At 63.9% G+C, this 22990-nt stretch carries 24 protein-coding genes and 1 pseudogene; 10 read left to right on the forward strand and 15 right to left on the reverse strand.

Going from position 1 to position 22990, the window contains the following annotated elements; all coding sequences use genetic code 11:
- The first annotated feature begins 37 nt into the window (after nt 1-37).
- The 4 genes from purF to AC0L14_RS17410 all read left to right on the forward strand — a co-directional run bounded on the left by purF (nt 38) and on the right by AC0L14_RS17410 (nt 3415).
- Nucleotides 38-1507 carry an amidophosphoribosyltransferase gene (purF, locus tag AC0L14_RS17395; protein WP_473486683.1) on the forward strand — a complete coding sequence of 490 codons (1470 nt, stop codon included), beginning with the start codon at nt 38-40 and terminating at the stop codon, nt 1505-1507.
- 112 nt (nt 1508-1619) lie between these two features.
- Nucleotides 1620-2366, forward strand: a complete 747-nt coding sequence (locus AC0L14_RS17400) for an SDR family NAD(P)-dependent oxidoreductase (protein WP_473528037.1) — start codon at nt 1620-1622, stop codon at nt 2364-2366.
- 81 nt (nt 2367-2447) lie between these two features.
- Nucleotides 2448-3077, forward strand: a complete 630-nt coding sequence (locus AC0L14_RS17405; RefSeq protein WP_473750202.1) for a hypothetical protein — start codon at nt 2448-2450, stop codon at nt 3075-3077.
- A gap of 131 nt (nt 3078-3208) precedes the next feature.
- Nucleotides 3209-3415, forward strand: a complete 207-nt coding sequence (locus AC0L14_RS17410; protein ID WP_123149778.1) for a hypothetical protein — start codon at nt 3209-3211, stop codon at nt 3413-3415.
- A 17-nt stretch (nt 3416-3432) separates the two neighbouring features.
- Here the strand turns inward: AC0L14_RS17410 and AC0L14_RS17415 are convergent, their stop codons facing one another.
- Nucleotides 3433-3939, reverse strand: a complete 507-nt coding sequence (locus tag AC0L14_RS17415; RefSeq protein WP_473528039.1) for an OsmC family protein — start codon at nt 3937-3939, stop codon at nt 3433-3435.
- A gap of 326 nt (nt 3940-4265) precedes the next feature.
- Between AC0L14_RS17415 and AC0L14_RS17420 the strand changes: the two genes are divergently transcribed.
- On the forward strand, nt 4266-5150 hold the full coding sequence (locus AC0L14_RS17420; protein WP_473750203.1) for a DMT family transporter: 885 nt from the start codon (nt 4266-4268) through the stop codon (nt 5148-5150).
- 153 nt (nt 5151-5303) lie between these two features.
- Here AC0L14_RS17420 and AC0L14_RS17425 read toward each other — a convergent pair whose 3' ends face one another.
- The gene (locus AC0L14_RS17425) at nt 5304-6167 is read right to left on the reverse strand and encodes a LysR substrate-binding domain-containing protein (protein ID WP_473528041.1); all 864 of its coding nucleotides are present in this window, start codon (nt 6165-6167) and stop codon (nt 5304-5306) included.
- A gap of 112 nt (nt 6168-6279) precedes the next feature.
- Between AC0L14_RS17425 and AC0L14_RS17430 the strand changes: the two genes are divergently transcribed.
- Nucleotides 6280-6687 (forward strand): tautomerase family protein, encoded by a 408-nt coding sequence (locus AC0L14_RS17430; RefSeq protein ID WP_473528042.1) that lies wholly within the window; start codon nt 6280-6282, stop codon nt 6685-6687.
- Nucleotides 6688-6863: 176 nt separating this feature from the next.
- Nucleotides 6864-9086 carry an AMP-binding protein gene (locus tag AC0L14_RS17435; protein ID WP_473528043.1) on the forward strand — a complete coding sequence of 741 codons (2223 nt, stop codon included), beginning with the start codon at nt 6864-6866 and terminating at the stop codon, nt 9084-9086.
- Nucleotides 9087-9089: 3 nt separating this feature from the next.
- On the opposite strand, the gene AC0L14_RS17440 is transcribed toward AC0L14_RS17435, so the two are convergent.
- The 3 genes from AC0L14_RS17440 to AC0L14_RS17450 all read right to left on the reverse strand — a co-directional run bounded on the left by AC0L14_RS17440 (nt 9090) and on the right by AC0L14_RS17450 (nt 11132).
- Complete coding sequence (locus AC0L14_RS17440; protein WP_473528044.1) at nt 9090-9353, reverse strand: hypothetical protein; 264 nt, start codon at nt 9351-9353, stop codon at nt 9090-9092.
- 261 nt (nt 9354-9614) lie between these two features.
- Nucleotides 9615-10430: a CDP-diacylglycerol--serine O-phosphatidyltransferase gene (gene pssA / locus AC0L14_RS17445; RefSeq protein WP_473486675.1), complete on the reverse strand. Its 816-nt coding sequence runs from the start codon at nt 10428-10430 to the stop codon at nt 9615-9617.
- Between the two features lie 3 nt (nt 10431-10433).
- Nucleotides 10434-11132, reverse strand: a complete 699-nt coding sequence (locus AC0L14_RS17450) for a phosphatidylserine decarboxylase (protein ID WP_123149893.1) — start codon at nt 11130-11132, stop codon at nt 10434-10436.
- Between the two features lie 256 nt (nt 11133-11388).
- On the opposite strand from AC0L14_RS17450, the gene AC0L14_RS17455 reads away from it, so the two are divergent.
- Nucleotides 11389-12261, forward strand: a complete 873-nt coding sequence (locus AC0L14_RS17455) for an SMP-30/gluconolactonase/LRE family protein (protein WP_473639377.1) — start codon at nt 11389-11391, stop codon at nt 12259-12261.
- A 3-nt stretch (nt 12262-12264) separates the two neighbouring features.
- On the opposite strand, the gene AC0L14_RS17460 is transcribed toward AC0L14_RS17455, so the two are convergent.
- The 3 genes from AC0L14_RS17460 to AC0L14_RS17470 form a co-directional block, all read right to left on the reverse strand.
- Nucleotides 12265-14151 (reverse strand): ABCB family ABC transporter ATP-binding protein/permease, encoded by a 1887-nt coding sequence (locus AC0L14_RS17460; protein ID WP_473750204.1) that lies wholly within the window; start codon nt 14149-14151, stop codon nt 12265-12267.
- A 99-nt stretch (nt 14152-14250) separates the two neighbouring features.
- Nucleotides 14251-14577 (reverse strand): ArsR/SmtB family transcription factor, encoded by a 327-nt coding sequence (locus tag AC0L14_RS17465; protein WP_473486672.1) that lies wholly within the window; start codon nt 14575-14577, stop codon nt 14251-14253.
- Nucleotides 14578-14652: 75 nt separating this feature from the next.
- Nucleotides 14653-16029 carry a LysM peptidoglycan-binding domain-containing protein gene (locus tag AC0L14_RS17470; protein ID WP_473750205.1) on the reverse strand — a complete coding sequence of 459 codons (1377 nt, stop codon included), beginning with the start codon at nt 16027-16029 and terminating at the stop codon, nt 14653-14655.
- A 146-nt stretch (nt 16030-16175) separates the two neighbouring features.
- Here AC0L14_RS17470 and AC0L14_RS17475 point away from each other — a divergent pair, with 146 nt between their 5' ends.
- Nucleotides 16176-16787 carry an LOG family protein gene (locus AC0L14_RS17475; RefSeq protein ID WP_123149788.1) on the forward strand — a complete coding sequence of 204 codons (612 nt, stop codon included), beginning with the start codon at nt 16176-16178 and terminating at the stop codon, nt 16785-16787.
- Nucleotides 16788-16849: 62 nt separating this feature from the next.
- On the opposite strand, the pseudogene AC0L14_RS17480 reads toward AC0L14_RS17475, so the two are convergent.
- Nucleotides 16850-17447: pseudogene (locus AC0L14_RS17480) on the reverse strand (PQQ-dependent sugar dehydrogenase); the annotation flags it as partial.
- 31 nt (nt 17448-17478) lie between these two features.
- Between AC0L14_RS17480 and AC0L14_RS17485 the strand changes: the two are divergent.
- A complete protein-coding gene (locus tag AC0L14_RS17485) occupies nt 17479-17736 on the forward strand; it encodes a CorA family divalent cation transporter (RefSeq protein ID WP_473613662.1) in 258 nt (85 codons plus the stop codon).
- Between the two features lie 9 nt (nt 17737-17745).
- Here the strand turns inward: AC0L14_RS17485 and AC0L14_RS17490 are convergent, their stop codons facing one another.
- The 6 genes from AC0L14_RS17490 to AC0L14_RS17515 all read right to left on the reverse strand — a co-directional run bounded on the left by AC0L14_RS17490 (nt 17746) and on the right by AC0L14_RS17515 (nt 22988).
- Entirely contained in the window at nt 17746-18432 is a 687-nt protein-coding gene (locus AC0L14_RS17490) for a glutathione S-transferase family protein (protein WP_473486668.1), read from the reverse strand.
- Between the two features lie 15 nt (nt 18433-18447).
- On the reverse strand, nt 18448-19368 hold the full coding sequence (rarD, locus tag AC0L14_RS17495) for an EamA family transporter RarD (protein WP_473486667.1): 921 nt from the start codon (nt 19366-19368) through the stop codon (nt 18448-18450).
- A gap of 83 nt (nt 19369-19451) precedes the next feature.
- Complete coding sequence (gene cimA / locus AC0L14_RS17500; protein ID WP_473528051.1) at nt 19452-21068, reverse strand: citramalate synthase; 1617 nt, start codon at nt 21066-21068, stop codon at nt 19452-19454.
- Nucleotides 21069-21070: 2 nt separating this feature from the next.
- Nucleotides 21071-22027, reverse strand: a complete 957-nt coding sequence (pip, locus tag AC0L14_RS17505; protein ID WP_473750206.1) for a prolyl aminopeptidase — start codon at nt 22025-22027, stop codon at nt 21071-21073.
- Complete coding sequence (locus AC0L14_RS17510; protein WP_127313523.1) at nt 22024-22500, reverse strand: GFA family protein; 477 nt, start codon at nt 22498-22500, stop codon at nt 22024-22026. Before AC0L14_RS17510 ends, pip begins: the two co-directional genes overlap by 4 nt.
- The gene (locus AC0L14_RS17515) at nt 22497-22988 is read right to left on the reverse strand and encodes a GFA family protein (RefSeq protein WP_473486663.1); all 492 of its coding nucleotides are present in this window, start codon (nt 22986-22988) and stop codon (nt 22497-22499) included. Before AC0L14_RS17515 ends, AC0L14_RS17510 begins: the two co-directional genes overlap by 4 nt.
- Between the last annotated feature and the right edge of the window lie 2 nt (nt 22989-22990).

Below are 22990 nucleotides of genomic sequence, written 5' to 3' on the forward strand. Positions count from 1 at the left end.
GTCATCACACTATATAGCGACTTTAGCGGAGCTGAAGATGGCAGACGCAGACGACTTGCTTTCCGCCGAAGCTGACGATCATTTCCATGACGAATGCGGTGTGTTCGGTATTTTTGGCCGGCAGGACGCCGCGGCTATCGTCACGCTCGGCCTGCATGCATTGCAGCATCGCGGCCAGGAAGCAGCGGGTATCGTTTCCTATGACGGCACCCAGTTCCATGTCGAACATCACGTCGGCCTGATCGGCGACACCTTCACCAAGCAGCGCGTCATCGACAGCCTGCAAGGCAACCGCGCCATCGGCCACACGCGCTACGCCACCACAGGCGGCGCCGGCCAGCGCAACATCCAGCCGTTTTTCGCCGAGCTCGCCGATGGCGGCTTCGCCGTCGCCCACAACGGCAACCTCACCAACGCCATGACCGTGCAGCGCGCGCTGCAGAAACAGGGCGCGATCTTCTCATCGACCTCCGACACCGAGACGCTGCTGCATCTGGTCGCTACCAGCAGGGAACGCGATCTCAACTCGCGCTTCATCGATGCGGTGCGCCAGGTCGAAGGCGCCTTCTCGCTGGTGGCGATGACTTCAAAGAAGATGATCGGCTGCCGCGATCCGCTCGGCATCCGGCCGCTGGTGCTCGGCGATCTCGACGGCGCCTGGATCCTGGCTTCCGAAACCTGCGCGCTCGACATCATCGGCGCGCGTTTCGTGCGCGACCTGAAGCCCGGCGAGATGGTCGTCGTCACAGCCAAGGGTATCGAGAGCCTGTTTCCGTTCGAGCCGCAGAAGACCCGCTTCTGCATCTTCGAATATGTTTATTTCGCGCGTCCGGATTCGTCGGTCGAAGGCCGCAACGTCTACGAAGTTCGCAAGCGCATCGGCGCCGAGCTGGCGCTGGAAAGCCCGGTCGAGGCCGACATTGTCGTGCCGGTGCCGGACAGCGGCACTCCGGCGGCGATCGGCTTTTCGCAAGCCGCGGGCATCCCGTTCGAGCTCGGCATCATCCGCAATCACTATGTCGGCCGTACCTTCATCCAGCCTGGCGATTCGATCCGCCACATGGGTGTCAAGCTCAAGCACAATGCCAACCGCCGCATGATCGAAGGCAAGCGCGTGGTGCTGGTCGACGATTCGATCGTGCGCGGCACCACCAGCCAGAAGATCGTGCAGATGGTGCGCGATGCCGGCGCCAAGGAAGTGCACATGCGCATCGCCTCGCCGCCGACGCGCGCTTCGTGCTTCTATGGCGTCGATACGCCGGAGAAGTCGAAGCTGCTTGCGTCGCGCATGTCGGTGGAAGAGATGGCCGAGTTCATCCGCGTCGATTCACTCGGTTTCCTGTCGATCGACGGGCTCTACCGCGCCGTCGGTGAGGCCGGCCGCGACAATGAGCAGCCGCAATTCTGCGACGCCTGCTTCACCGGGCAATATCCGACCCGGCTTGCCGACTTCGAAGGTTCGGACAATGTGCGCACGCTGTCGCTCTTGGCGGCAGGAGGTTCGTAGGTCTTGCTGCAACCCGCGAATTTCGCCGGTTTGCAAATTTCGTCGCGATTGCTGTGTCGCGCCCCCTCTGTCCTGCCGGACATCATAGAGCGCTAACCTTCGGAGCTGCCCGGTGACCCCTGCCCTCGACCTTTCCGGCCGCGTCGCGGTCGTCACCGGTGCCTCGCGCGGCATCGGCTACTTCATCGCCCTGGAACTTGCCGCTGCCGGAGCGCATGTCATCGCGGTTGCCCGCACCGTCGGCGGGCTGGAAGAACTCGACGACCAGATCAAGGCGGCGGGCGGACAAGCTACACTTGTGCCGCTCGACCTTGCCGACATGGCCGGCATCGACCGGCTGGGCGGCGCCATCCACGAGCGATGGGGCAAGCTCGACATCCTGGTCGCCAATGCGGCCGTGCTCGGCGTCATCTCGCCGATCGGCCATGTCGAGGCCAAAACCTTCGAAAAGGTGATGACCATCAACGTCACCTCGACATGGCGGCTGATCCGCTCGGTCGATCCGTTGCTCAGGCTCTCCGATGCCGGCCGCGCCATCGTGCTTTCCTCCAACGCCGCCCATTCGGCGCGGGCCTTCTGGGCGCCCTATGCGGCGTCGAAGGCGGCGGTTGAGACGATGATGCGTTCCTGGGCGCATGAGACAGAAAACTTGGCCCTCAGGGTCAATGCCGCCGACCCCGGCGCCACCCGCACCGCCATGCGGGCGCAGGCGGTGCCCGGCGAGGATCCGGAGACGCTGCCGCATCCTTCAGAGATCGCCAAACGCATCGTGCCGCTGGCCAGCCCTGCGCTTAGGGAAACCGGGCTGATCTTCCAGGCCAAGCACAGCCGCTTTGTCGCCTACCGGCAGCCGGAGTAGACGCATCGCGCATGTTGACGGAAGAATTGCGCCGCCACCGACGTTATTGGAACGCCAAATTTTCCCAAACGGAGGACCACCATGCGCAGACTGCTTGTCGTCACCGCCGCTGCATCGCTAGCAGCCGTCGGCGTCGCATTCTCACAGGATGCGACGATGAGCTTCTTCGTCACTAGCGTCGGCTCGGGCAAGGGCGCCGATCTCGGCGGCCTCGCGGGCGCCGATGCGCATTGCGGCTCGCTGGCTGAAGCGGCCGGCATCACGGGCAAGACATGGCGCGCCTATCTCTCGACCAGCGACACCGACGCACGCGATCGCATCGGCAAGGGACCGTGGTTCAACGCCAAGGGCGTCAAGATCGCCGACGATGTCGCTTCGCTGCATAGCGATGCCAACGCAATCACCAAGCAGACGGCGCTCGACGAAAAGGGCGAAATGATCAACGGCCGCGGCGACAAGCCCAACCGGCACGACGTGCTGACCGGCTCCAAGCCCGACGGGACGAAAATCGCCGACCAGACCTGCGGCGACTGGACGCTCAGCGGAGCAGAAGGTGCAGCGATGACGGGCCATCACGACCGCACCGGTCTCGACGATTCGGCCGCCGCCAAATCGTGGAATTCCTCGCACGCCTCACGCGGCGGCTGCAGTCAGGAGGCGCTGAGGAGCACCGGCGGCGACGGCCTGTTCTACTGCTTTGCCGTAAACTGAGCCGTTCCAACAGACGTAGGACATTCACGCGGGCTGTGATGCCGTGGCGAACCACCGCGCCCGGCCGCGCTTTCGTCGATTGCCCAGAGTTGATAGGATCGCCCGACTCCCACAACAAACGAGGAAATCCCATGGCGGCTCCGAGCGTAGCGTTGGTCTGGTATCTGGTGATTGCCGGCCCGCAAGGCGGCATGGTGGTGCTGCCCAGCACGTTTGACACCCGCGAACAGTGCACCTCCGCCGTCACCGAATATCAGAAGCAGCCAACGCCGGCCGGCTGGTCGGTGCAGTGCGTGCCGAGCGCCTCGCCCTTCGCCGACGAGGGCGAAAGTGAATAAAACTGGCAGCGCGCGTTTCAGCGGCGCGCGCTCACCGTCAGTTCCGGCCTGGCATTGATGGTCTGGAACACCACGCAGTAGCGTTCGGTCAGCTTGAGCAGCGTGTCGACGCGCTCTTGTGGCTCGTCACTGTCGAGGTTGAAATTCAACCGGATGGCGCGGAAGCCAACCGGCGCATCTTTTGCCACGCCTAAAGTGCCGCGAAAATCGAGATCGCCTTCGGCCTCCACCGTGGCGGCACCGAGCTTGAACTCCAGCGCCGTCGCCACCGCCTTCAGCGTCACGCCGGCGCAAGCGACCAGCGCCTCCAGCAGCATGTCGCCCGAGCACAGTTCGAGCCCGGAACCGCCGGTCGCCGGATGCAGCCCGGCAACGGCGAGCGCCCTGCCGGTCTCGACCTTGCAGGCGATCGACTGGTCGTCGATCGAGCCCTTGGCCCGAAGCGTGATCAGCGCGCGCGACGCGTCATCGCGATAGGCCTCCTTGAGCGGCGCCTGCATGGCCTTCAGTCCGGTCGCGTCCATGTCCAACCCTTTTCGGCAGTCGGCTTTATCGCTCGTCAGGATACTCGAATAGAACCGATACGGCCTAAAAACTTCGATTTCACGACGTTTGGACCGTAGTGACAAGCTGTCCAGACATTGCTGCGTCATTAGCAGAAAAAACGGTCGACCAGCAGGGCCACCGCGCCGCGAAGTGTTTCTTGGCGCGGCGCTGATCTTTGGGGCCGGCCTGCTGATCATCGGCAACGAACATTTCCACAAGCGGCTGTAGGATGCGCCAACCGCTGCTGACAGTACGATGTCAGGACAAGGCAGCATAGTCTGGTGACATGACGGGATCCCTAAGCATGCCAGCCACCACTGACACCGCCGCCGAGCGCACCCTTGGCATCATCCTGGTTTCGGCGTCGGCGGCGGTGTTCGGCCTCACCGGCGTATTGACCAAGTCGATCCATGCCGACCCGCTCACCATCACCTGCTGGCGCGGCTTCGTCGGCTCGATCCTGATCACCCTCTATGTGCTTTGGCGCCGCCGCCGCTCCGGCAGGCGTGAAAGCCTGCGTCTCGGGTGGCGCGGCTGGCTGCTGGCGATCGAGGGCGCGCTGGCCAGCATCGCCTTCATCTCAGCGTTCAAATTCACCTTCGTCGCCAACGTCGCGATCATCTACGCCACCGCGCCCTTCGTCACCGCGCTGCTTGCCTTCATGCTGGTCCGTGAGCGCTTCCGACTGCAGACGCTTGCCGCCGCCGCCGTGTCGCTCAGCGGTGTGGCGATCATGGTCTGGTCCGGCTTCGGTACCGGGCATCTGTTCGGCGACGGGCTGGCGCTGCTGATGACAATCGGCAGCGCGCTCTACATGATCATGGTGCGCGCTTTCCGCGACACGCCTGTGGTGTGGGCCGGAGCGATGTCGGCGTTCCTTTTGTTCGTGCTCGGCTGGTTCGTCACCGATCCACTGGCGGTTTCGGCCAGAGACGCAGTGCTGCTCGTCACCTTCGGCATGTCGTTCGCGCTGGCCTCGATCCTGTGGACGGAGGGCGCACGGCTCATCCCGGCAGCCGAATCCGGCCTGCTAGGCTCGGCTGAAGTGCCGTTCGCGATCCTGTTCGCCTTCGTGTTCCTGGCCGAGGTCCCGCCGGCCGCCAGTATGATCGGCGGCGCCATCGTGCTCTGCGCGGTGTTCGCCCATGCCGGGCGTGACTGGCACGTGGCGAGGCAGCGCTCTGCCTGAGAAAAACTGCCCCTGAAATAAATTTGTAAAGTCATGGAACCATCATCGGGTTCAGGCATTGTTGGGTTCGACGGGTCACCCCAAGTCCCCCCAAACCCCTCGGCCCGTCTAACCTAGAGCCGACCGCAAGGTCGGCTTTTTCTTTTTGCGAAATCAGCTTGGTGCGCCTGCCAAGGCAAGATTGCCGCTGAACAGCGCAGCCAGATGCTGTGCTGGGGGCTCGGCATCCTGGCGCAGCCGGATGGCGAACTCGGCGATGGGAACCGGCGGCAGCCCAAGGTCGCGCGGTGCCTCGACGATGCCGGAATGGGCAAAGCGCGCCGTCCGCAGCGTCAGCGCGATGCCGGCATTCACCGCTGTGCGCAGTCCTGCCAGGCTGGCACTGCCGGCGGCGATGCGGTAGCGGCGGCCGGTCGTGTCGAGTGCCGCGATCGCTGCTTCACGAAAGCCGCAACGCGGATCGAGCAGCGCCAGCGGCAGCTCGTCCTGGCGCGAAACCAGCCCCTTTTGCGAACAGAGCCAGACCATCGGCTCGCGGAGCACGCCGACTTCGTCCGGCGCCGGCGCCTGGCGCATGGCGATCGCCAGATCGAGGGTGCCGGATTGCAGCGCCTGCGCCAATTCGGCGGAGCGGCCGACGCGCAATTCGATCCTGACGCGTGGATGACTCACGGCGAAGGCCCTGAGCAAATCCGGCAGGCCGCTGTCGGCGAAATCTTGTGTCGTGCCTATGGCCACGCGCCCATCGGCTCGCACGCCCTTGAGGGCCAGCCACGCCGCGCGATGCACTGCCAGGATACGCCGTGCGTGGCCGACCAGATCCTCCCCGGCCGGCGTCAGGACGCGGCCCCGCCCCTGCGGCACCAGAAGCGGTTCGCCGACAATATCCTCAAGCCGCTGCATCTGCGTGGTCACCGCCGACGCCGAGCGGCCGACAACTGACGCCGCCTGCGCCAGCGAGCCGCCATCGACGAAGGCGAGAAAGGTTTTGAGGAGATCGGGGTCGAGCATTCGCATAATTCGATAATATCAAAGTGTCTGCCAAAAACAATTTGATTTTCATAATGAAAGAGCGATGGCAAAGATTTCTGACGGCGAAGAGATGCCGCGTAACCCGAGGAGAAAAATTATGCCGATCATCAATGTCAGCGTCACCGGCAGGCCCGATGCCGCTCTGTCCGCCACCATCGCCAGGGAAGTGACCGAACTGACCGCAATGCATCTGCGAAAGGATCCGACCATCACCGCGGTCGCCATATCCTATCTCGACCCGCAGCATTGGTTCGCCAGCGGCAAGTCGCTGGCCGAGCACGGCGCCAAGACCTTCTGGCTCGACATCAAGGTGGTCGACGGCACCAACACCAAGCTCGAATTGGAAGCCTATCTCAAGGCGATCTTCGCCGCCTTTGGCCGCATGCTGGGTGAGATGCACGAAGAAAGCTACGCCTTCGTGCACGAAGTGCCGCCCGCCGCCTATGGCTATGGCGGCAAGACACAGGAATTCCGTTTCATCAGCGGGAGGTTGAAAGCGGCTTGAAGGGCGCCGTTCAGTTCCACGCTCATCCCGCAAGTCATATTAGCGACGGTGAAGCGTAACAGGCCTGCAGCCAGCCCTGGTCGAGCAGCATTGACGTTGAGCCCACTTCGTCTAGGTTCTCATTGAAGCGGCCAGGAAAGAGCCGCGACGTGAGAATCCGTTGGGAGAGACGCGGCATGACCCTGACACTGGCGCTGCTTGCGGGCCTCGTCGCGGCCTGGCTGCTGATCGCCGTGGTGGAAAAATTCCGCCTCGGCCTGCGCTTCACCCAGGCGCTGCTCTACGTGCCGTTCAAGCTCGCCTACCGGGTCGCCGATGATCGTATCAAGATCGCCCGCAGAACAGCCGCCCCGGTCATTTACGTCATTTCGCACCAGTCGCGTCTCGAACCGGCGCTGATGCTGTCACTGCTGCCGGAAGACACCCTGCACATCCTCGACGAGGTCTCGGCGCGATCGCCCTGGCTCGAACCATGGCGCGAGCTTGGCCGCACCATCGCTTTCAACGCCGAGCATGTCTTCGTCAGCCGCCGGCTGGTGCGGGTGCTGAAGGGCAAGGGCCGCCTTGCCGTCTATCTGCCGGATGCGGTCGAGCCTGATATCAAGACATTTCGCCTGTTTCGCGCCGTCACCCGCATCGCCATGCAGGCCGACGCCCGCATCGTGCCGATCTTCGTCGCCGGTGCGCGCACTCTGCCGGTATCGCTGACGCCGGCAGACAAGGCGCCCCGGCGCTGGTTTCCCCTTCTGTCGATCAGTGTGCTGGAGCCAATGACCATCGCCGAGCTGGTGGCACGAAATCCTGAACAGTCCTCGAACACCAATGCGCTGTTCGACCGTGTCGCTGAAGCCCGCCTTTTCGGCAGCGATCTTAACCGCGGCCTGTTCCTCGCCATACGCGACGCCGCCGACCGTGTCGGCGCCTCGCATCCTATCGTCGAAGACGTGGTCAGCGGCACGCTGAACTACAGAAAACTGTTCATCGGCGCACGTGTGCTGGGCCGCCGCTTCGAGGCGGTGACGGCGCCGGGCGAAGCGGTTGGACTGCTGCTGCCCAACGCCAATGGCGTCGTGCTGTCGCTCATTGGCCTGTTGTCGGCGAGCCGGGTGGCGGCGATGATCAACTACACCGCAGGCCCGGCCAGCGTGACCGCCGCCGTGCGCACGGCGGAGATCCGCACCGTGGTCTCGTCGCGCGCCTTTGTCGACAAGGCCAGCCTCGCTGACATCGTCGCGGCGGTAGAAGAAGGCGGCGCCAAGCTGTTGTGGCTGGAGGATGTGCGGGCCAGCGTAACCGTACTGGACAAGCTCGCTGCCGCCTTGCTGTGGCGCTGGCCGCTACAGCGGCAGAATGCCGCCAAGCCAGGGGTGATCCTGTTCACTTCAGGCTCGGAAGGCACGCCCAAGGCGGTGGTGCTGTCGCACAGGAACCTTCTCGTCAACGCCATGCAGGCCGAAGCCCGCATCACCATCTCACCGGCCGATATCCTGCTCAACGTGCTGCCGGTGTTCCACTCGTTCGGGCTCACCGGCGGCACCATCCTGCCGCTGGTCACCGGAGTGAAACTATTTCTCTATCCCTCGCCGCTCCACTACAAGCTGATCCCCGAGGTCGCACGCAAGGCAAGGCCGACCGTCATGTTCGGCACCGACACGTTCCTCGCCAACTATGCGCGCACCGCCAAGGACGGCGACTTTTCCAGCCTGCGCTTCATCGTCGCCGGCGCCGAGGCTGTGAAACCGGAGACACGCCGCGTCTACCGAGAGCGTTTTCAGGCCGAGATCATTGAGGGTTTCGGCCTGACCGAGGCGTCACCAGTCGTTGCCGTCAATACCGCCATCCACGGCCGCGACGGCACGGTCGGGCGGCTGTTGCCGGCCATGCGCATGAAGCTCGAGCCGGTCGAGGGCATTAGCGGCGCCGGACGGTTGTGGCTCGACGGGCCGAATTTGATGATGGGCTACATGACATCAGATAGGCCCGGCGAATTGCAGCCGCTCGACGGCTGGCACGATAGCGGCGACATCGTTTCGGTCGACCGCGAAGGCTTCATCACCATTCGCGGCCGGGCCAAGCGCTTCGCCAAGATCGCCGGCGAGATGGTGTCGCTGGGCGCAGTTGAGATGCTGGTGCAGTCGCTATGGCCGGAAGAGCACCACGCTGTGGTGGCGGTGCCGGACAGGCGCCGCGGCGAGCGCATCGTGCTGGTCACCACCGCTGATGACGCCGACCCCGATGAATTGCGCAAATTTGGCAGACAAGCCGGTGCCGCCGATTTGATGGTGCCGAACGACATCGTCAAGGTGGAGGAAATCCCGGTGCTGGGTTCAGGCAAGACCGACTATGTCTCGACCCGCAAGCTGGCGATTGACCGGCTGGGGCTCAGCGCGGCAGCTTAGCGCTTAGAGGACCACCACTGACAACAGCAGGATGAACCCGACCGCCATCATCAGCAGGCCCGGCCAGTTCTGCGACAGGCCGAGGAAACCGAGGCCGCGCCGCCGCGGCTCAAGTGTTGGGCCTGGCGTTACGAGATTTGGCGTCGAGCTATCCGCCGCCGTGCGAACAGGTGCCGGTTCGCTGAGCCGCCCGCGCCATAGGGCTGCGCCAGCCATGTACACAACGCCAGCGACAATGAGCAACGCACCAATGAGGACGACAGCCATTTCTCCTCACTCTTCTTCAACTCCTGCGCCTGGCACAGCAACTTGAGAGATTGGTAGCAAGGCGCTTCGCGAGGTCGCTCGCCTCGCTGAAACAAAACGGTCAAGATGCCCGGCAGGTTCCCGCTAGAGCGGGATGCGTCCGAATTGAACTGGGCATCCCGCTCTATCTATTTGTTTTAGCCGCATTTCTGCGACGCCAAGTGGTTCCACTTGGCTGCAAATGCTTGAGGTGACCGTCGGAGCGAATTGGCGACAGGCCTGTCAGCCGATGTCTGAAGGCGGCACCTTCTCGCCTTCGCGCTTGGCGCGCCTGGAATAGGCGCGTACGCTGAACGGCAGGAACAGCAGATAGCCGGCGACCGACGCTGTCAGCGTGTACCAGGGGTAGGTCATCAAAAGCAGGATATGGAGGACGACGCCGAGGATGATCGGCAGCACCTTGTCGCCCGGGACCTTCAGGCTCTTGCCGGAATAGACCGGCAGCCGGCTGACCAGCAGGAAGGCGACCAGAACGGTGAAGCCGGCGGCGACGAAGGCGGCAGGGCGGGACGGCTCCACGCCAAGCCGCAGGAAGTACAGATAAAGCGGCAGCATCACCAGCACTGCACCCGCCGGCGCCGGCACGCCGACGAAATACTCGGTTTGCCACTGCGGGCGATCTGTTTCTTCGTCGAGCACGTTGAAGCGAGCGAGTCTCAGCCCGCAGGCGATGGTGAACAGGAGCGCGGCAATCCAGCCCGGCGAGCCGGCTTGGTCGAGCAGGAAGGCGTAGAGCACCAGCGCAGGTGCTACGCCGAAATTGACGATGTCGGCCAGCGAATCCATCTGCGCGCCGAATTTGGACGTCGCCTTCAGCATCCGCGCCAGGCGGCCATCGATGCCGTCGAGGAAGGCGGCGAGCAGCACCATCACCACTGCCGGCTCGAAACGGCCTTCGAAGCCGAAGCGGATGCCGGACAGGCCGGCGCAGATGGCGAGCACGGTGACGAGATTGGGCAGCACCATGCGCATCGGGATTTCATGGATTCGCGGACCGCCGCTGCCATGCGCCTCGAATTTCTTGAACGGCGCGCCCACGGCTCAGGACACCCGCACGAGCGGCGTTGCGGCAATGCCGCCGAATTCGGCCAGTATGGTTTCACCACCGACCGCGGTCTGGCCGACGGCGACACGCGGCGTTGCGGCCGACGGCAGGAATACGTCGACGCGCGAGCCGAAGCGGATCAGCCCAAAGCGCTCGCCGATGCCGATCGTGCCGCCGGTCTCGGCCCAGCAGACGATGCGCCGCGCCACCAGGCCGGCGATCTGCACCGCGGCCACCGTGCCGTTGGGGCTGTCGATGACCAGGCCGTTGCGCTCGTTGTCGGCGCTCGCCTTGTCGAGTGCGGCGTTGAGGAACTGGCCCGGCCGATGCTCGATCCTTGTGATGCGGCCGCGCACCGGCGCCCGGTTCACGTGGCAGGAAAAGACGTCCATGAACACCGAGATGCGGGTCATCTCGCCGCCGCCGAGGCCAAGTTCGCGCGGCGGCACGGCCGGACCGACCGCCGTGATGATGCCGTCGGCCGGGCTCACCACCAGCCGGTCATCGACAGGCGTGACGCGCTCGGGGTCGCGGAAGAAATAGACGCACCAGGCCGTCAGGATCAGGCAGACCCAAAACAGGATCGAAGAGAAATAGCCGAGGAAAAGCGTCACCGCTGCGAAGGCGGCGATAAACGGATAGCCTTCGCGATGGATCGGAACGAACGTTTTCTTGATCGTGTCGACGAGGTCCATGGAATGGAAACAGCCTAGTTTCAGGTCCGGCCTCAATAGCGGAAACACCCTGTGGCCGCAACGCAACAATGAGCGAAAGCCGGTTCGGCGGCGGTTGCGTTGGGGCACGTATCCGGTTCACGCATATTGGAACCGATCCGACCTTTGCGAAAAACCGTCGCAGTTGTCGGCGCGCGGCATCCTCGCCCGTCCTTGGTGAGAGGCGCTTTATATCGGCCGAGTGGGGCGCCTACGGCACGAAACCTGGGAGCCCGCAATGCCGTCGCAGAAATTAGCAGCCAAAGAAGCAAATGTCGTGATGAACGGTCTGGCGTTCGGCGAGTCGCCGCGCTGGCATGATGGCAGGCTTTGGTTCTGCAACTGGGGAACCGGCCAGATCATCGCCGTCGATGCCGACGGCAACAGTGAGGTCATGCTCACTGTGCCGGCCACCCTGCCCTATTCGATCGACTGGCTGCCGGACGGTCGCCTGGTCGTCGTCTGCGGGCGTGAGGGGTTGGTGCTGCGGCAAGAAGCAGACGGTACGCTGGCCACCCACGCCGATCTGCGGGGTTTTTCAACGAGCCCTTGGAATGAGATCGTCGTCGACGGGCGCGGCAACATCTACATCAATGGCGGTGGGCCGGCGCCGGCTCCCGGCCAGCATTTCGGCCCCGGCACCATCGTGCTGATTGCGCCGGACGGGTCGGTGCGGCAGGTGGCGGACAAGATCGCCTTCGCCAACGGGATGGCGGTGACGCCTGACAACAAAACGTTGATCGTCGCTGAATCCCACGCCAACAGGCTAACCGCCTTCGACATCGCCGCCGATGGCAGCCTCGCCAACCGGCGGCGATGGGCCGACCTCGGCAACGGCTTTCCAGACGGCATCTGTCTCGATGCCGAAGGCGCTGTCTGGTATGCCGACGTGCCCAACCGGCACTGCGTGCGCGTGCGCGAAGGCGGCGCAATGCTCGAGAGTGTCGATGCCGATCGCGGCTGCTTTGCCTGCATGCTCGGCGGCGCCGACGGCAAGACACTGTTCATCGTCGCCGCCGAATGGCGCGGCTTCGAACACATGATCAGCGATGCCCGCACCGGCCAGGTGCTCAGCATCGAGGCTTCCGCACCGGGCGCCGGCTGGCCATAAGGGCTACGACACTTCCGAGGGGTGGCGGCGGACGACGACGCCGAACTCGTCGCGCTCGCGAGCAATGCGCAGCCGCTCCTCGGCCTCGGTTGCCTCACGCTGGCGGTCCCACATCGACGCGTACAGACCGGCCTTGCGCATCAAGGCGGCATGCGTGCCACGCTCGGCGATCTGGCCGTCCTGCAGCACGATGATCTCGTCGGCCGAAATCACCGTCGACAGCCGGTGGGCGATGACGATGGTCGTGCGGCCCTTACTGACGAGGTCGAGCGCCGCCTGGATCTCCTGTTCGGTATGGCTGTCGAGAGCCGAGGTCGCCTCGTCGAGCATCAGGATCGGCGGCGCCTTCAAAATGGTGCGGGCGATCGCCACGCGCTGCTTCTCACCGCCCGACAGTTTCAGCCCGCGCTCGCCGACCATCGAACGGTAGCCGTCGGGCAGCCGCTCGATGAATGGCCCGATCTGAGCGAGTTCTGCCGCCTTGTGCACATCCTCCTCGCTGGCATCGACGCGGCCGTAGCGGATGTTGTAGGCGATGGTGTCGTTGAACAGCACGGTGTCCTGCGGCACCATGCCGATCGCCGCGCGCAGGCTCTCCTGCGTCACGTCGCGAATGTCCTGGCCGTCGATCAGAATCTTGCCGCCCTGGATGTCGTAAAAGCGGAACAGGAGCCGCGAAATGGTCGACTTGCCGGCGCCCGACGGCCCGACAATGGCAACCGTCTTGCCGGCCGGCACTTCGAAGCTGATGCCTTTCAGGATCTTGCGGTTGGGATCGTAGGAAAACTGCACGTCGCGGAACTCGACCTTGCCGGCGCCGACGACCAGCGGCCTGGCACCCGGCTTGTCGACGATCTCCTGCGGCACATCGAGCAGATCGAACATCTGCTCGATGTCGGTCAGACCCTGGCGGATTTCGCGATAGATGAAGCCGATGAAGTTGAGTGGCACCGAAAGCTGGATTAGCATGGCGTTGATGAAGACGAAGTCGCCAACCGTCTGCGTACCAGCCTGCACCTCCAGCGCCGAAAGGCACATCACGATAACCGTGCCGAGACCGAAGATGACGCCCTGGCCGAAGTTCAGCCAGCCGAGCGAGGTCCATATCCTGGTGGCGGCGGTCTCGTAGCGCGCCATCGAACGGTCGAAGCGCTCGGCTTCCATGCTCTCGTTGTTGAAATATTTGACCGTCTCGAAATTGAGCAGCGAATCGATCGCCTTGGTGCTGGCGTCGGTGTCGCTGTCGTTCATGTCGCGGCGAATGACGATGCGCCAGTCGCTCGCCCTGATGGTGAACCAGATGTAGAGCCAGACCGTCACCGCCACCACGGCCACGTATTTCCAGCCATAGGTGACGGCGAAGATGGCGGCCGTCAGCGCGAATTCGAGGATGGTCGGCAAGGTGTTGAGCACGGTGAAGCGGACGATCGTCTCGATGCCCTTGGTGCCGCGCTCGATGATGCGCGACAGGCCGCCGGTGCGGCGCTCGAGATGGAAGCGCAGCGACAGTTGATGCATGTGGATGAAAGTGCGGAAGGCGAGCTGGCGCACCGCATATTGTCCGACGCGGGCAAACAGCGCGTCGCGCAGCTGGTTGAAACCGAGCTGCACCAGCCGCACGACATTGTATGCGATGACCAGCATGACCGGCGCCAGCAGGAAGGCCGGCAGCGGCGGCACCGACTTGGCATCCCCGGCTAGCGCATCGGTCGCCCATTTGAAGAAATAGGGGCCGGCAACCAGTGTCAGCTTGGCGACCACCAGAAGCACGGTCGCCCACACCACCCGCGCCCGGAGGTCGGCCCGGTCGGCCGGCCACATATAGGGCCAAAGATTGCGCAATGTCTTGACGGTCGAACCGGATTCAGCGGAAACGGTTTTTTCGGCCATTTTTATCGCCTTTTTCTTATATCTCACTGCTTGACCGTCACCTTTTCCGAAACCGGCTTCCACTTTTCGCTGACGCGGTCCTTCGATTCGGGATCATGATTAGCGGCCGGTGCAGCACGAATTGACGAGCGCGGCCAGCGATGCGGAAACATCGGCGAGCGCATCGCCGTCGACTTCATAGCGCGAGCGTTGCCGGTCCGGCTCGTAGCGGACCAGCCCGGCCTCGACCAATATCTTCAGGTGCTGCGAAACGGTGGACTGCGCCAGGTCGAGATGGTCGACGACCTCGCGGCAGCAGCAGGAGCGGCTGGCCGACAGATGCCGGAGGATCTCGATCCGGGCCGGATGCGAAAGCGCGGCGAGCTTCGCGGCGACGGACTGGCTGTCGGCGAAGCCACAGGTCTTCTCGGTCAAGGGAGCGTTCATCGTCTATCGGCGATAGACGATGAACGAACTTTCCGCAAGAGAGCCTAACGAAGAAAAAAGATTTCTGCTGGACCTCTAGTTGGACTTGGCAGGGGCGGTCGTCATCTGGTCGCCCATCGCCTTGAGGTTGGCGGCTTCGCCTTCCTGCGATTTTTCCGGGACCTTGAACACCTGCCCCGGCCAGATGCGGTCTGGATTCCTGATCTGATCCTGATTGGCGAGGTAGATGGTCGAGTAGCGCACGCCTTGGCCATAGACGCGCCGCGAGATCTGCCACAGCGTGTCGTGGCGGCGGATGATGACGGCGCCGTCGGCGTGTTCGAGCTTCGGTGCCGCGGTCTCGGGAATTTCAGCCGATGTGGCAGGTGGAGCAGGCGCGGTCGTGTCCGCGGCGGCGGGCGGCTTGGCAGGCTTCTGCTCGGCGGGCGCCACGGCGGCGACCGACTCGCCCGGCTCGCGCTCGAACGGCACGGCGGCACGGGCCACCACCTTGACCCCGTCGGCATCGAGTGCGTCGACATGGATGGTGTAGGTGTCGACCGGAATGTTGCGCGTCGCCTCGACCAGGAAGTGGCCGTCGGGCGAAGTTTTCGCGTCGCCGAGCAAGATGTCGTTGGCATAGGCGCGCACCTTGCGGCCTGGATCGGCGAGCCCGGCGACGAAGATCTTGTTGCCGTCGATCTCGATCGCTTCGACGATGATCTTTGGCCCTGCAGCTGGTGTTGCCGGTGCGACCGGCACGTCCGGAGCCGGCGCGGGGACGGCTTCGACAGTGGCCGGCGCCGTGGCAGCCGGTGCGCCTGGGGCTGGTGCTGCGGCAGCGGGGTCCCCGGCAGCCGGAGCGGCCGCCTTGTCGCCGGCAGGGCCTTCAGGCTTCTTCCCGGGTGTAGGAACGGTGAGCAATTCGGAGGGCTTGCCCGGCTCCTCGATCATCGCCAGCACCTGGCCAGCAGGACTCTGGGGAATCGAGACGACGGCTGTCTGCGCAGAGGGGGTCACGACATTGCCGGTCATCGAACGCAGCGCGATCGTGTAATCGCCGGGTTTCAGCGGATCGTCGAGAACGATGGCAAAAGCGCCATCGGCACCGGCGACTGTCGAGCCGAGAACCGTCGAACCGTTGAGAATCTCGACCTTGGCGTTGGGTGCGGCATTGCCGGCGACGACGATAGAGCCCCTGATTTCGACCCGAACGATATCGAAGGTCGGCGCGATCGCATCGGCCGCGGCCGGCGCTGCCGGTGCCATCGCATCTGAGGCCGGCGCGGGCGGAGGCGGTCCATCGGTCCCCGGCTCGGCCGGCTTCTTCACCGGCGGCGTCAGTGATGCCACTTCCGCCGGTGGCGCGCGATTGAGATACGGGTCGAGCGCGCCCGATACATAGGCGGTCCCCGCCGCGGCGACGGAGCCGCCGACGGCGAACAAAAGCGCCTTCATTGGATTAATCGTCATATTTCCCTGCCCTTAGCCACCTAATGCCGGTCTAGCCTGTTTTGCCCAAACCGACAAGAAAAAGGGGACTGACAAGAAAAAGGGGCCAGCAAGAAAAAGCCCGCCCGGGCTTGACCGCGAATAAAGACCCAATCACCAATCATCTCATGAACACGATTCGATCTATCTGCGTCTATTGCGGCTCGTCTCCAGGCCGCGATGAAACCTATGCCAAGGCCGGACACCTGCTTGGGCGTTCGATCGCCAAGTCCGGCCTGCGTCTGATCTATGGCGGCGGCACCAGGGGCATCATGGGAGCCGTTGCCGAAGGCGCGTTGCGGGCTGGCGGCAAGGTGACGGGCATCATTCCGCGCTTCCTGATCAACAGGGAGGCCACCGAAACCGCGCTTAACCGGCTCGACGAGCTCGTGATCACCGACAACATGCACGAGCGCAAGCATACGATGTTCGAGAAATCCGACGCCTTTGTGGCGCTGCCGGGCGGCATCGGCACGGTCGAGGAAATCATCGAGATCATGACTTGGGGCCAGCTCGGCCATCATCGCAAGCCGATTGTCTTCGGCAACGTTGGGGGATTCTGGGATCCGATGCTGGCGCTGCTCGACCATATGATGGCCGAAGGCTTCATCCATACCGCGCAGCGGGTCAGGCCGCTGGTGGTCGACGATCCGGAAGCGATCGTCGCCGCCATCATGGTCGCCGGATCATCGGTCGACGCACCGACCGAAGGTGTGCAGTCGGTAATCGACAAGCTTTAAGGCAATAGGGGAGTAGGGGAGTAGGTAGTGAATGCCGCTCATGAACTCCCCTATTCCCCTATTCCCCTATTGCCGACGAAGGCGCCGTTGCCGTAGGCCGGACCGAGCGACGCGCCTTTGGAAAAGGTCAGTCCCAGCGAGGCGGTATGGGAACCCAGCGCATAGTCGGGCTTGACCGCCCTCGCCACGAGATCGGGGCGCTGCGGCTTGACGCGTTCGTCGACGTTCTGTCCGTAGTAGCTGTAAGGCCAGCCGTAGAAAGCGCCGTCACGAACCGAGGTCATGTAATCCGGCACGAGATCGTCGCCGATTTCGTCACGCCCGTTCACGGCGACCCAAAGCTCGCCAGTTTCAGGGCTCCAGGAAAGCCCGTTCGGGTTGCGCAGCCCTGACGCGAAGACCCGGGTACCGCGGGTCGACCGGTCCACTTCAAGACGGCGGCGCGGTTCTTCTCCGCGGCCATGCCGTTTTCTCCAACGTTACTGTTGGAGCCGACGGTGACATAGAGCTTGCGTCCATCCGCGCTTGCGATCACATCCTTGGTCCAATGATGATTGAGATCTCCGGCCGGTAAGTCGACGATCTTTCCGGCGGCGTTGTGGCTCGGGTCTGGCCATTGGAGTAGGGGAAAGCGACAAGCGCGTCGGTATTCGCGACATGCGCCCATACATTGCATCACGACGGCGAGCAATTGCAGGCACGCGCCAGGCTCTTGCAGGACGAGCTGATGGCCAAGCTGACGACGCAGTCGAACCAGTTGCTTTACATGCTGTCGGTGATGACCGCGGTGCTGTTGCCGATGACGATCATCTCGGGCCTGTTCGGCATGAATGTCGGCGGGCTGCCGCTGGTCGACACGCGGGTGGGCTTTTGGGTGGCGTCGGCGATATCGCTCGCGGTCGCGGCGGTCGTCTATCTGTTCGTCAGGCGTCTGGGGCGCGGGATGTAGCAGCAACCGCTACAAGGTGGCGCGAAGATCCTCGATGACAGTGCCGCCAGCGCGCACTTCCGCTTCGTGGTTCGGCTCGCGCCACGTCTCAGCAAGGGCTGCCGCATACCATTCGCGCATTGCCGGCAGAGCCAGCAATCGCGCCGGATAGGTGGCAGCTGCGCCCTCGAAGGACAGTCCGTAGGACTGAACCCTAAACGCCACCGGGGCAAAGAAGGCGTCAACGGCGGTGAAGCGATCGCCAGCCAGGAACGGTCCGCCAAAGCGGCGCAGCCCATCGCCCCAGAGATCGCCGAGACGGAAGAGGTCGTGCTTCAGCGCATCCGACATCGGCACCGGCGCGACGCGGACACCGCAATTCATCGGGCAGGAGCCGCGCAAGGCGGTGAAGCTCGAATGCATTTCGGCCGCAGCCGACCGCGCCCAGGCTCGCGCCTTCGCGTCGGCAGGCCAGACGCCGGCGTGGCGCTCGGCCAGATATTCGACGATGGCGAGCGAATCCCAAACCGCCCAGCCATCGTCAATCAGGCACGGTACGCGGCCGCTGGGCGAGAACGGCCGGTAGAGCCTCCAGCTCGATCCGGTCGGAAACGGTGTCAGCCGCTCCTCGAAGGGGACGTCCAATATCCGCATCAGCACCCAGGGCCGCAGCGACCACGAGGAATAATTCTTGTTTGCTATGTGTAGCACGTACATCGAAAATCCCTCGTTCTAACGCACTGCCGGCCGGATCTCGCGGCCGCGGAACATCGACCAGGAATAGATCGCCAGCGCCGTCCAGATCAGGCCGAAGGCGATGGCCTGGATGCTGCCGAAGGGTTCGCCGAAAATCAGCACGGCGATCAGGAACACAATGGTCGGCGCGATATACTGCATGATGCCGATGGTAGAGAGACGCAGCAGCTTGGCCCCGAAGCCAAACAGCAGCAGCGGTATGGCGGTGACCGGGCCGCAGCCGATCAGCAGCGCGGTATCGTTCAGCGAACTGGAGACGAAATGGTCCTGCCCAGTGACGACGAGATAGATGATGTAGCCGAGCGCCGGCACCGACAGCAAAAGCACTTCAAGCAAAAAACCCTGGCTAGGACCGATCGGCAGCGTCTTGCGGAAGAAGGCGTATGCGGCGAAGGAAAACGCCAGCACCAGCGACACCCAGGGCAGCTTGCCGGCGTCGATCGTCAGCACCGCGACCGCGATGGCCGCCAGCACCACCGCCGCGATTTGCAGCCGGTTGAGCCGTTCGCTGAGCAGCAGCGCGCCGACAACGACGCTGACAAGCGGGTTGATGTAGTAGCCAAGCGCGGTCTCGATGGTACGGTCGACCGCGATCGCCCAGACATAGATGCCCCAGTTGACCGAAATCAGCGCCGCCGTCAGCGCCGCCATAGAAATGATGCGCGGCGAACGCAACGCCGCTTTGAAATCCGCCGTGCGGCCGGCCCAGATCAAAACGGCGGCCGCGATCGGCACTGACCAGACGATGCGGTGCGCGATGACTTCGGCCAGCGGCAGGTGTGCGACCGCCTTCATATAGAAGGGCAGCAACCCCCACAGGAGATAGGCGCCCAGCGCCAGCAGGAAGCCACGCCGGGCCTTTGAGTCTGCTTCGAGCTGAATTGCTTGCGTGGCCATGGCCCAACGCTATGCGCCAGCCGCCGGGCCAAGACCATCGCAAAGTTCTGATGGATCAATGGACTTTCGCTGATGGTTCAATCCTACTCTGCCGCGACCAGCCCAGCCAACTCGCGGTTCTTCATCAGCTTGTAGACGATCGAATCCATCAGCGCCTGAAACGAAGCGTCGATGATGTTTTCTGAGACGCCGACCGTCCACCAGCGGGCGCCGGTGCTGTCATGCGATTCAATCAGCACGCGGGTGATCGCCTCGGTGCCGCCATTGAGGATACGCACCTTGAAGTCGGCAAGCTCGAGGTCGGCGATCTCGTTCTGGAATTTTCCGAGATCCTTGCGCAGCGCGATGTCGAGCGCGTTGACCGGACCGTGCCCCTCCGCCACCGACATCTTCTCCTCGCCGTCGACCAGCACTTTGACGATCGCCTCGGAGACCGTCTTCAGCTGGCCGTTGGCGTCGAAGCGGCGCTCGACCATGCAGCGGAACGAGGTGACGCTAAAGAATTCCGGCAGGCCGTGCAGCATCTTGCGCGCCAGCAGCTCGAAGCTGGCGTCGGCGCCTTCATAGGCATAGCCCTCGGCCTCGCGCTCCTTGACCACTGATATTAGCGCATCGAGCCGGTGGTCGTCCTTCGGCATTTCGATGCCGCGCCGTTTCAACTCGGCGAGGAAATTGGCCTTGCCGCCCTGGTCCGAGACCATGACGCGGCGGCGGTTGCCGACCGCTTCCGGCGGCACATGCTCGTAGGTGGCCGGCTCCTTGGCCAGCGCCGAGGCATGGATGCCGGCCTTGGTGGCGAAGGCGGAAGCACCGACATAGGGCGCCTGCGCTTCCGGCGCACGGTTCAACAATTCGTCGAAGGCGCGGGAAAGGCGCGATATGCCGGCCAATGCTTCGGCCGAGATGCCTGTCATAAAACGGTTGGAAAAGGCCGGCTTCAGCGCCAGCGTCGGCACGATCGAGATCAGATTGGCGTTGCCGCAGCGCTCGCCGATGCCGTTCAGCGTGCCCTGGATCTGGCGCACGCCGGCCTCGACGGCGGCCAGCGAATTCGCCACCGCCTGGCCGGTGTCGTCATGGGCATGGATGCCGAGATGGTCTCCGGGAATGCCGGAGGCGATGACCTTCTCGACGATAGCACGCACTTCCGACGGCTGCGTGCCGCCATTGGTGTCGCACAGCACCACCCAGCGCGCGCCGGCGTCGTAGGCGGTCCTGGCGCAAGCGAGCGCATAATCGGGATGGGCCTTGAAGCCGTCGAAGAAATGCTCGCAGTCGACCAGTGCTTCCTTCCCGGCAGCAACCGCCGCCTCGACCGAGGCCTTGATCGCCTCGAGGTTTTCTTCGTTGGTGCAGCCCAGCGCGACGCGGACATGGTAGTCCCAGCTCTTGGCGACAAAGCAGATGGCGTCCGACTTCGACTGGACCAGTGCGGCAAGGCCTGGATCGTTCGAGATCGACACGCCTGCCCGCTTGGTCATGCCGAAGGCGACGAATTTGGCACTGGCCGTGCGGTGCTCGGCGAAGAAAGCGGTGTCGGTCGGATTGGCGCCAGGATAGCCGCCCTCGACATAGTCGACGCCGAACCCGTCGAGCAGCCCGGCGATGGCAATCTTGTCCTCGACCGAAAAGTCGATGCCCGGCGTCTGCTGGCCATCACGCAGTGTCGTGTCGAAGAGATAGAGGCGCTCGCGGCCCATGCTCATTTCCCCGCAAACCGATCCGTCGCCCGGATCAGCCGGTCGAGGATGCCCGGCTCCGAATAGGCATGGCCGGCACCCTCGATCAGGTGGAAATCCGCCTTCGGCCACGCCTTGTGCAGCGCCCAGGCATAGCGCGCCGGGCACGGCATGTCGTAGCGGCCATGAATGATGGTGCCGGGGATATCCTTCAACTTGAAGGCATCACGCAGCAATTGCCCTTCCTCCAGCCAGCCGGCATGGACGAAATAATGGTTCTCGATTCGGGCGAAGGCGACGGCGTAGTCGTCTTCGCCAAACCGGCTGCTGGTTTCCGGATCGGGCAACAGCGTGATCGTCTCGCCCTCCCACAGGCTCCAGGCGCGGGCGGCCTCGACCTGCGCCTTGCGGTCGCTGCCGACCAGCCGCTTGCGATAGGCGGCCATCATGTCGCCGAACTCGGCCTCGGGGATCGGCGCCAGGAAGCGCTCCCATTTGTCGGGAAACATTTCCGAGACGCCGAACTGGTAATACCATTCGAGTTCCGCGCGCGTCAGCGTGTAGATGCCGCGCACGACCAGTTCGCTGACCCGCTCGGGGTGCGTCTCGGCATAGGCCAGCGCCAGTGTCGAGCCCCACGAGCCGCCGAACACCAGCCATTTGTCGAAGCCGCACATGTCGCGCAGGCGCTCGATATCGGCGACCAGATGCCAGGTGGTGTTGGCCTCGAGCGAGGCGTTTGGCGTCGACTTCCCGCAGCCGCGCTGGTCGAACAGGATGACATCGTAAAGCTTCGGATCGAACAGCCGCCGGTGCTTCGGGGAAATGGTGCCGCCCGGTCCGCCATGCAGGAATACGGCCGGCTTGGCACCCCTGGTGCCGGAACGCTCCCAGTAGACCTGATGGCCGTCGCCGACATCCAGCATGCCGGACTCGTATGCCTCTATCTCCGGATAGAGGGTGCGCAGTTCACTGCTCATAATTTCAGGCCCTGCTGCGGCCAGTTGGCCGTCTCGTGATCCGGATGCTGGAAGGAGATGATCGATTCCTGCCGGGTGTAGTAGTCGGGATCGTCATGGACCGGCGCGTCGAAGATCTTCTCCACCCAGGGCAGCCGGGCGGCGTAGTTGACCTGGATCTGCGGTGCGAGGTCGGAGCGATCGTCAAAAGCGCCGATGGCGATCTCAAGCCCGCCGGGCTGCCTGTAGGTCAACGGCGTGCCGCAGCGGGCGCAGAAGCCGCGATCGATGTTGACCGACGACTGGAAATAGCTCGGCTCCTCGCGCACCCATTCGACGCCGTCCTTCGGCACCGTCACCAGCGCGCCGAAGAAGGAACCGAACTGTTTCTGGCACATGCGGCAATGGCAGATGGACGGGCGTCCAAGCGCCCCACGAATGCGGAAACGCACGGCGCCGCACTGGCAGCCGCCGGTTCGAACGGTTTCGGTCATGATCTTTCCTCCGGCGGCCATTGTTCGGTGTCGTGGTCGGGGTGCTGGTAAGAGACGAGGTCGGCGAGATACGAGGACGACGAAAAATCGGCCATCGTGTCCTCGCCGGGCAATTCGTGGATGTGATCGACATAGGGGAGTTTTGCTTCGATGCCCCACTGGATGGTCGGCGCGATCTCCTCCGGATCGTCGAAGGCGGCGATGGCGAGTGCGATGCCGTCGGGCGCCTCGAAGGTCAGCGGCGTGCCGCAATCGGCGCAAAAACCGCGCCATGCGGCGTTGGAGGAGCGGAAGCGTTTGGGCTCGCCGCGCGTCCAGTCGAGTTTTGCGCCACGCACGGACACCAGCGGCAGGTAGAAATTGCCGCTTGCCTTCTGGCACATGCGGCAATGGCAGACGGAGGCGTCACCCAGCGCGCCTTCGACACGGAAGCGCACGGCGCCGCACTGGCAACCGCCTGTGTAGACTGGTCTGTTGTCTAGGCTCATTG

The sequence above is a fragment of the Mesorhizobium sp. WSM4841 genome (assembly GCF_055811515.1).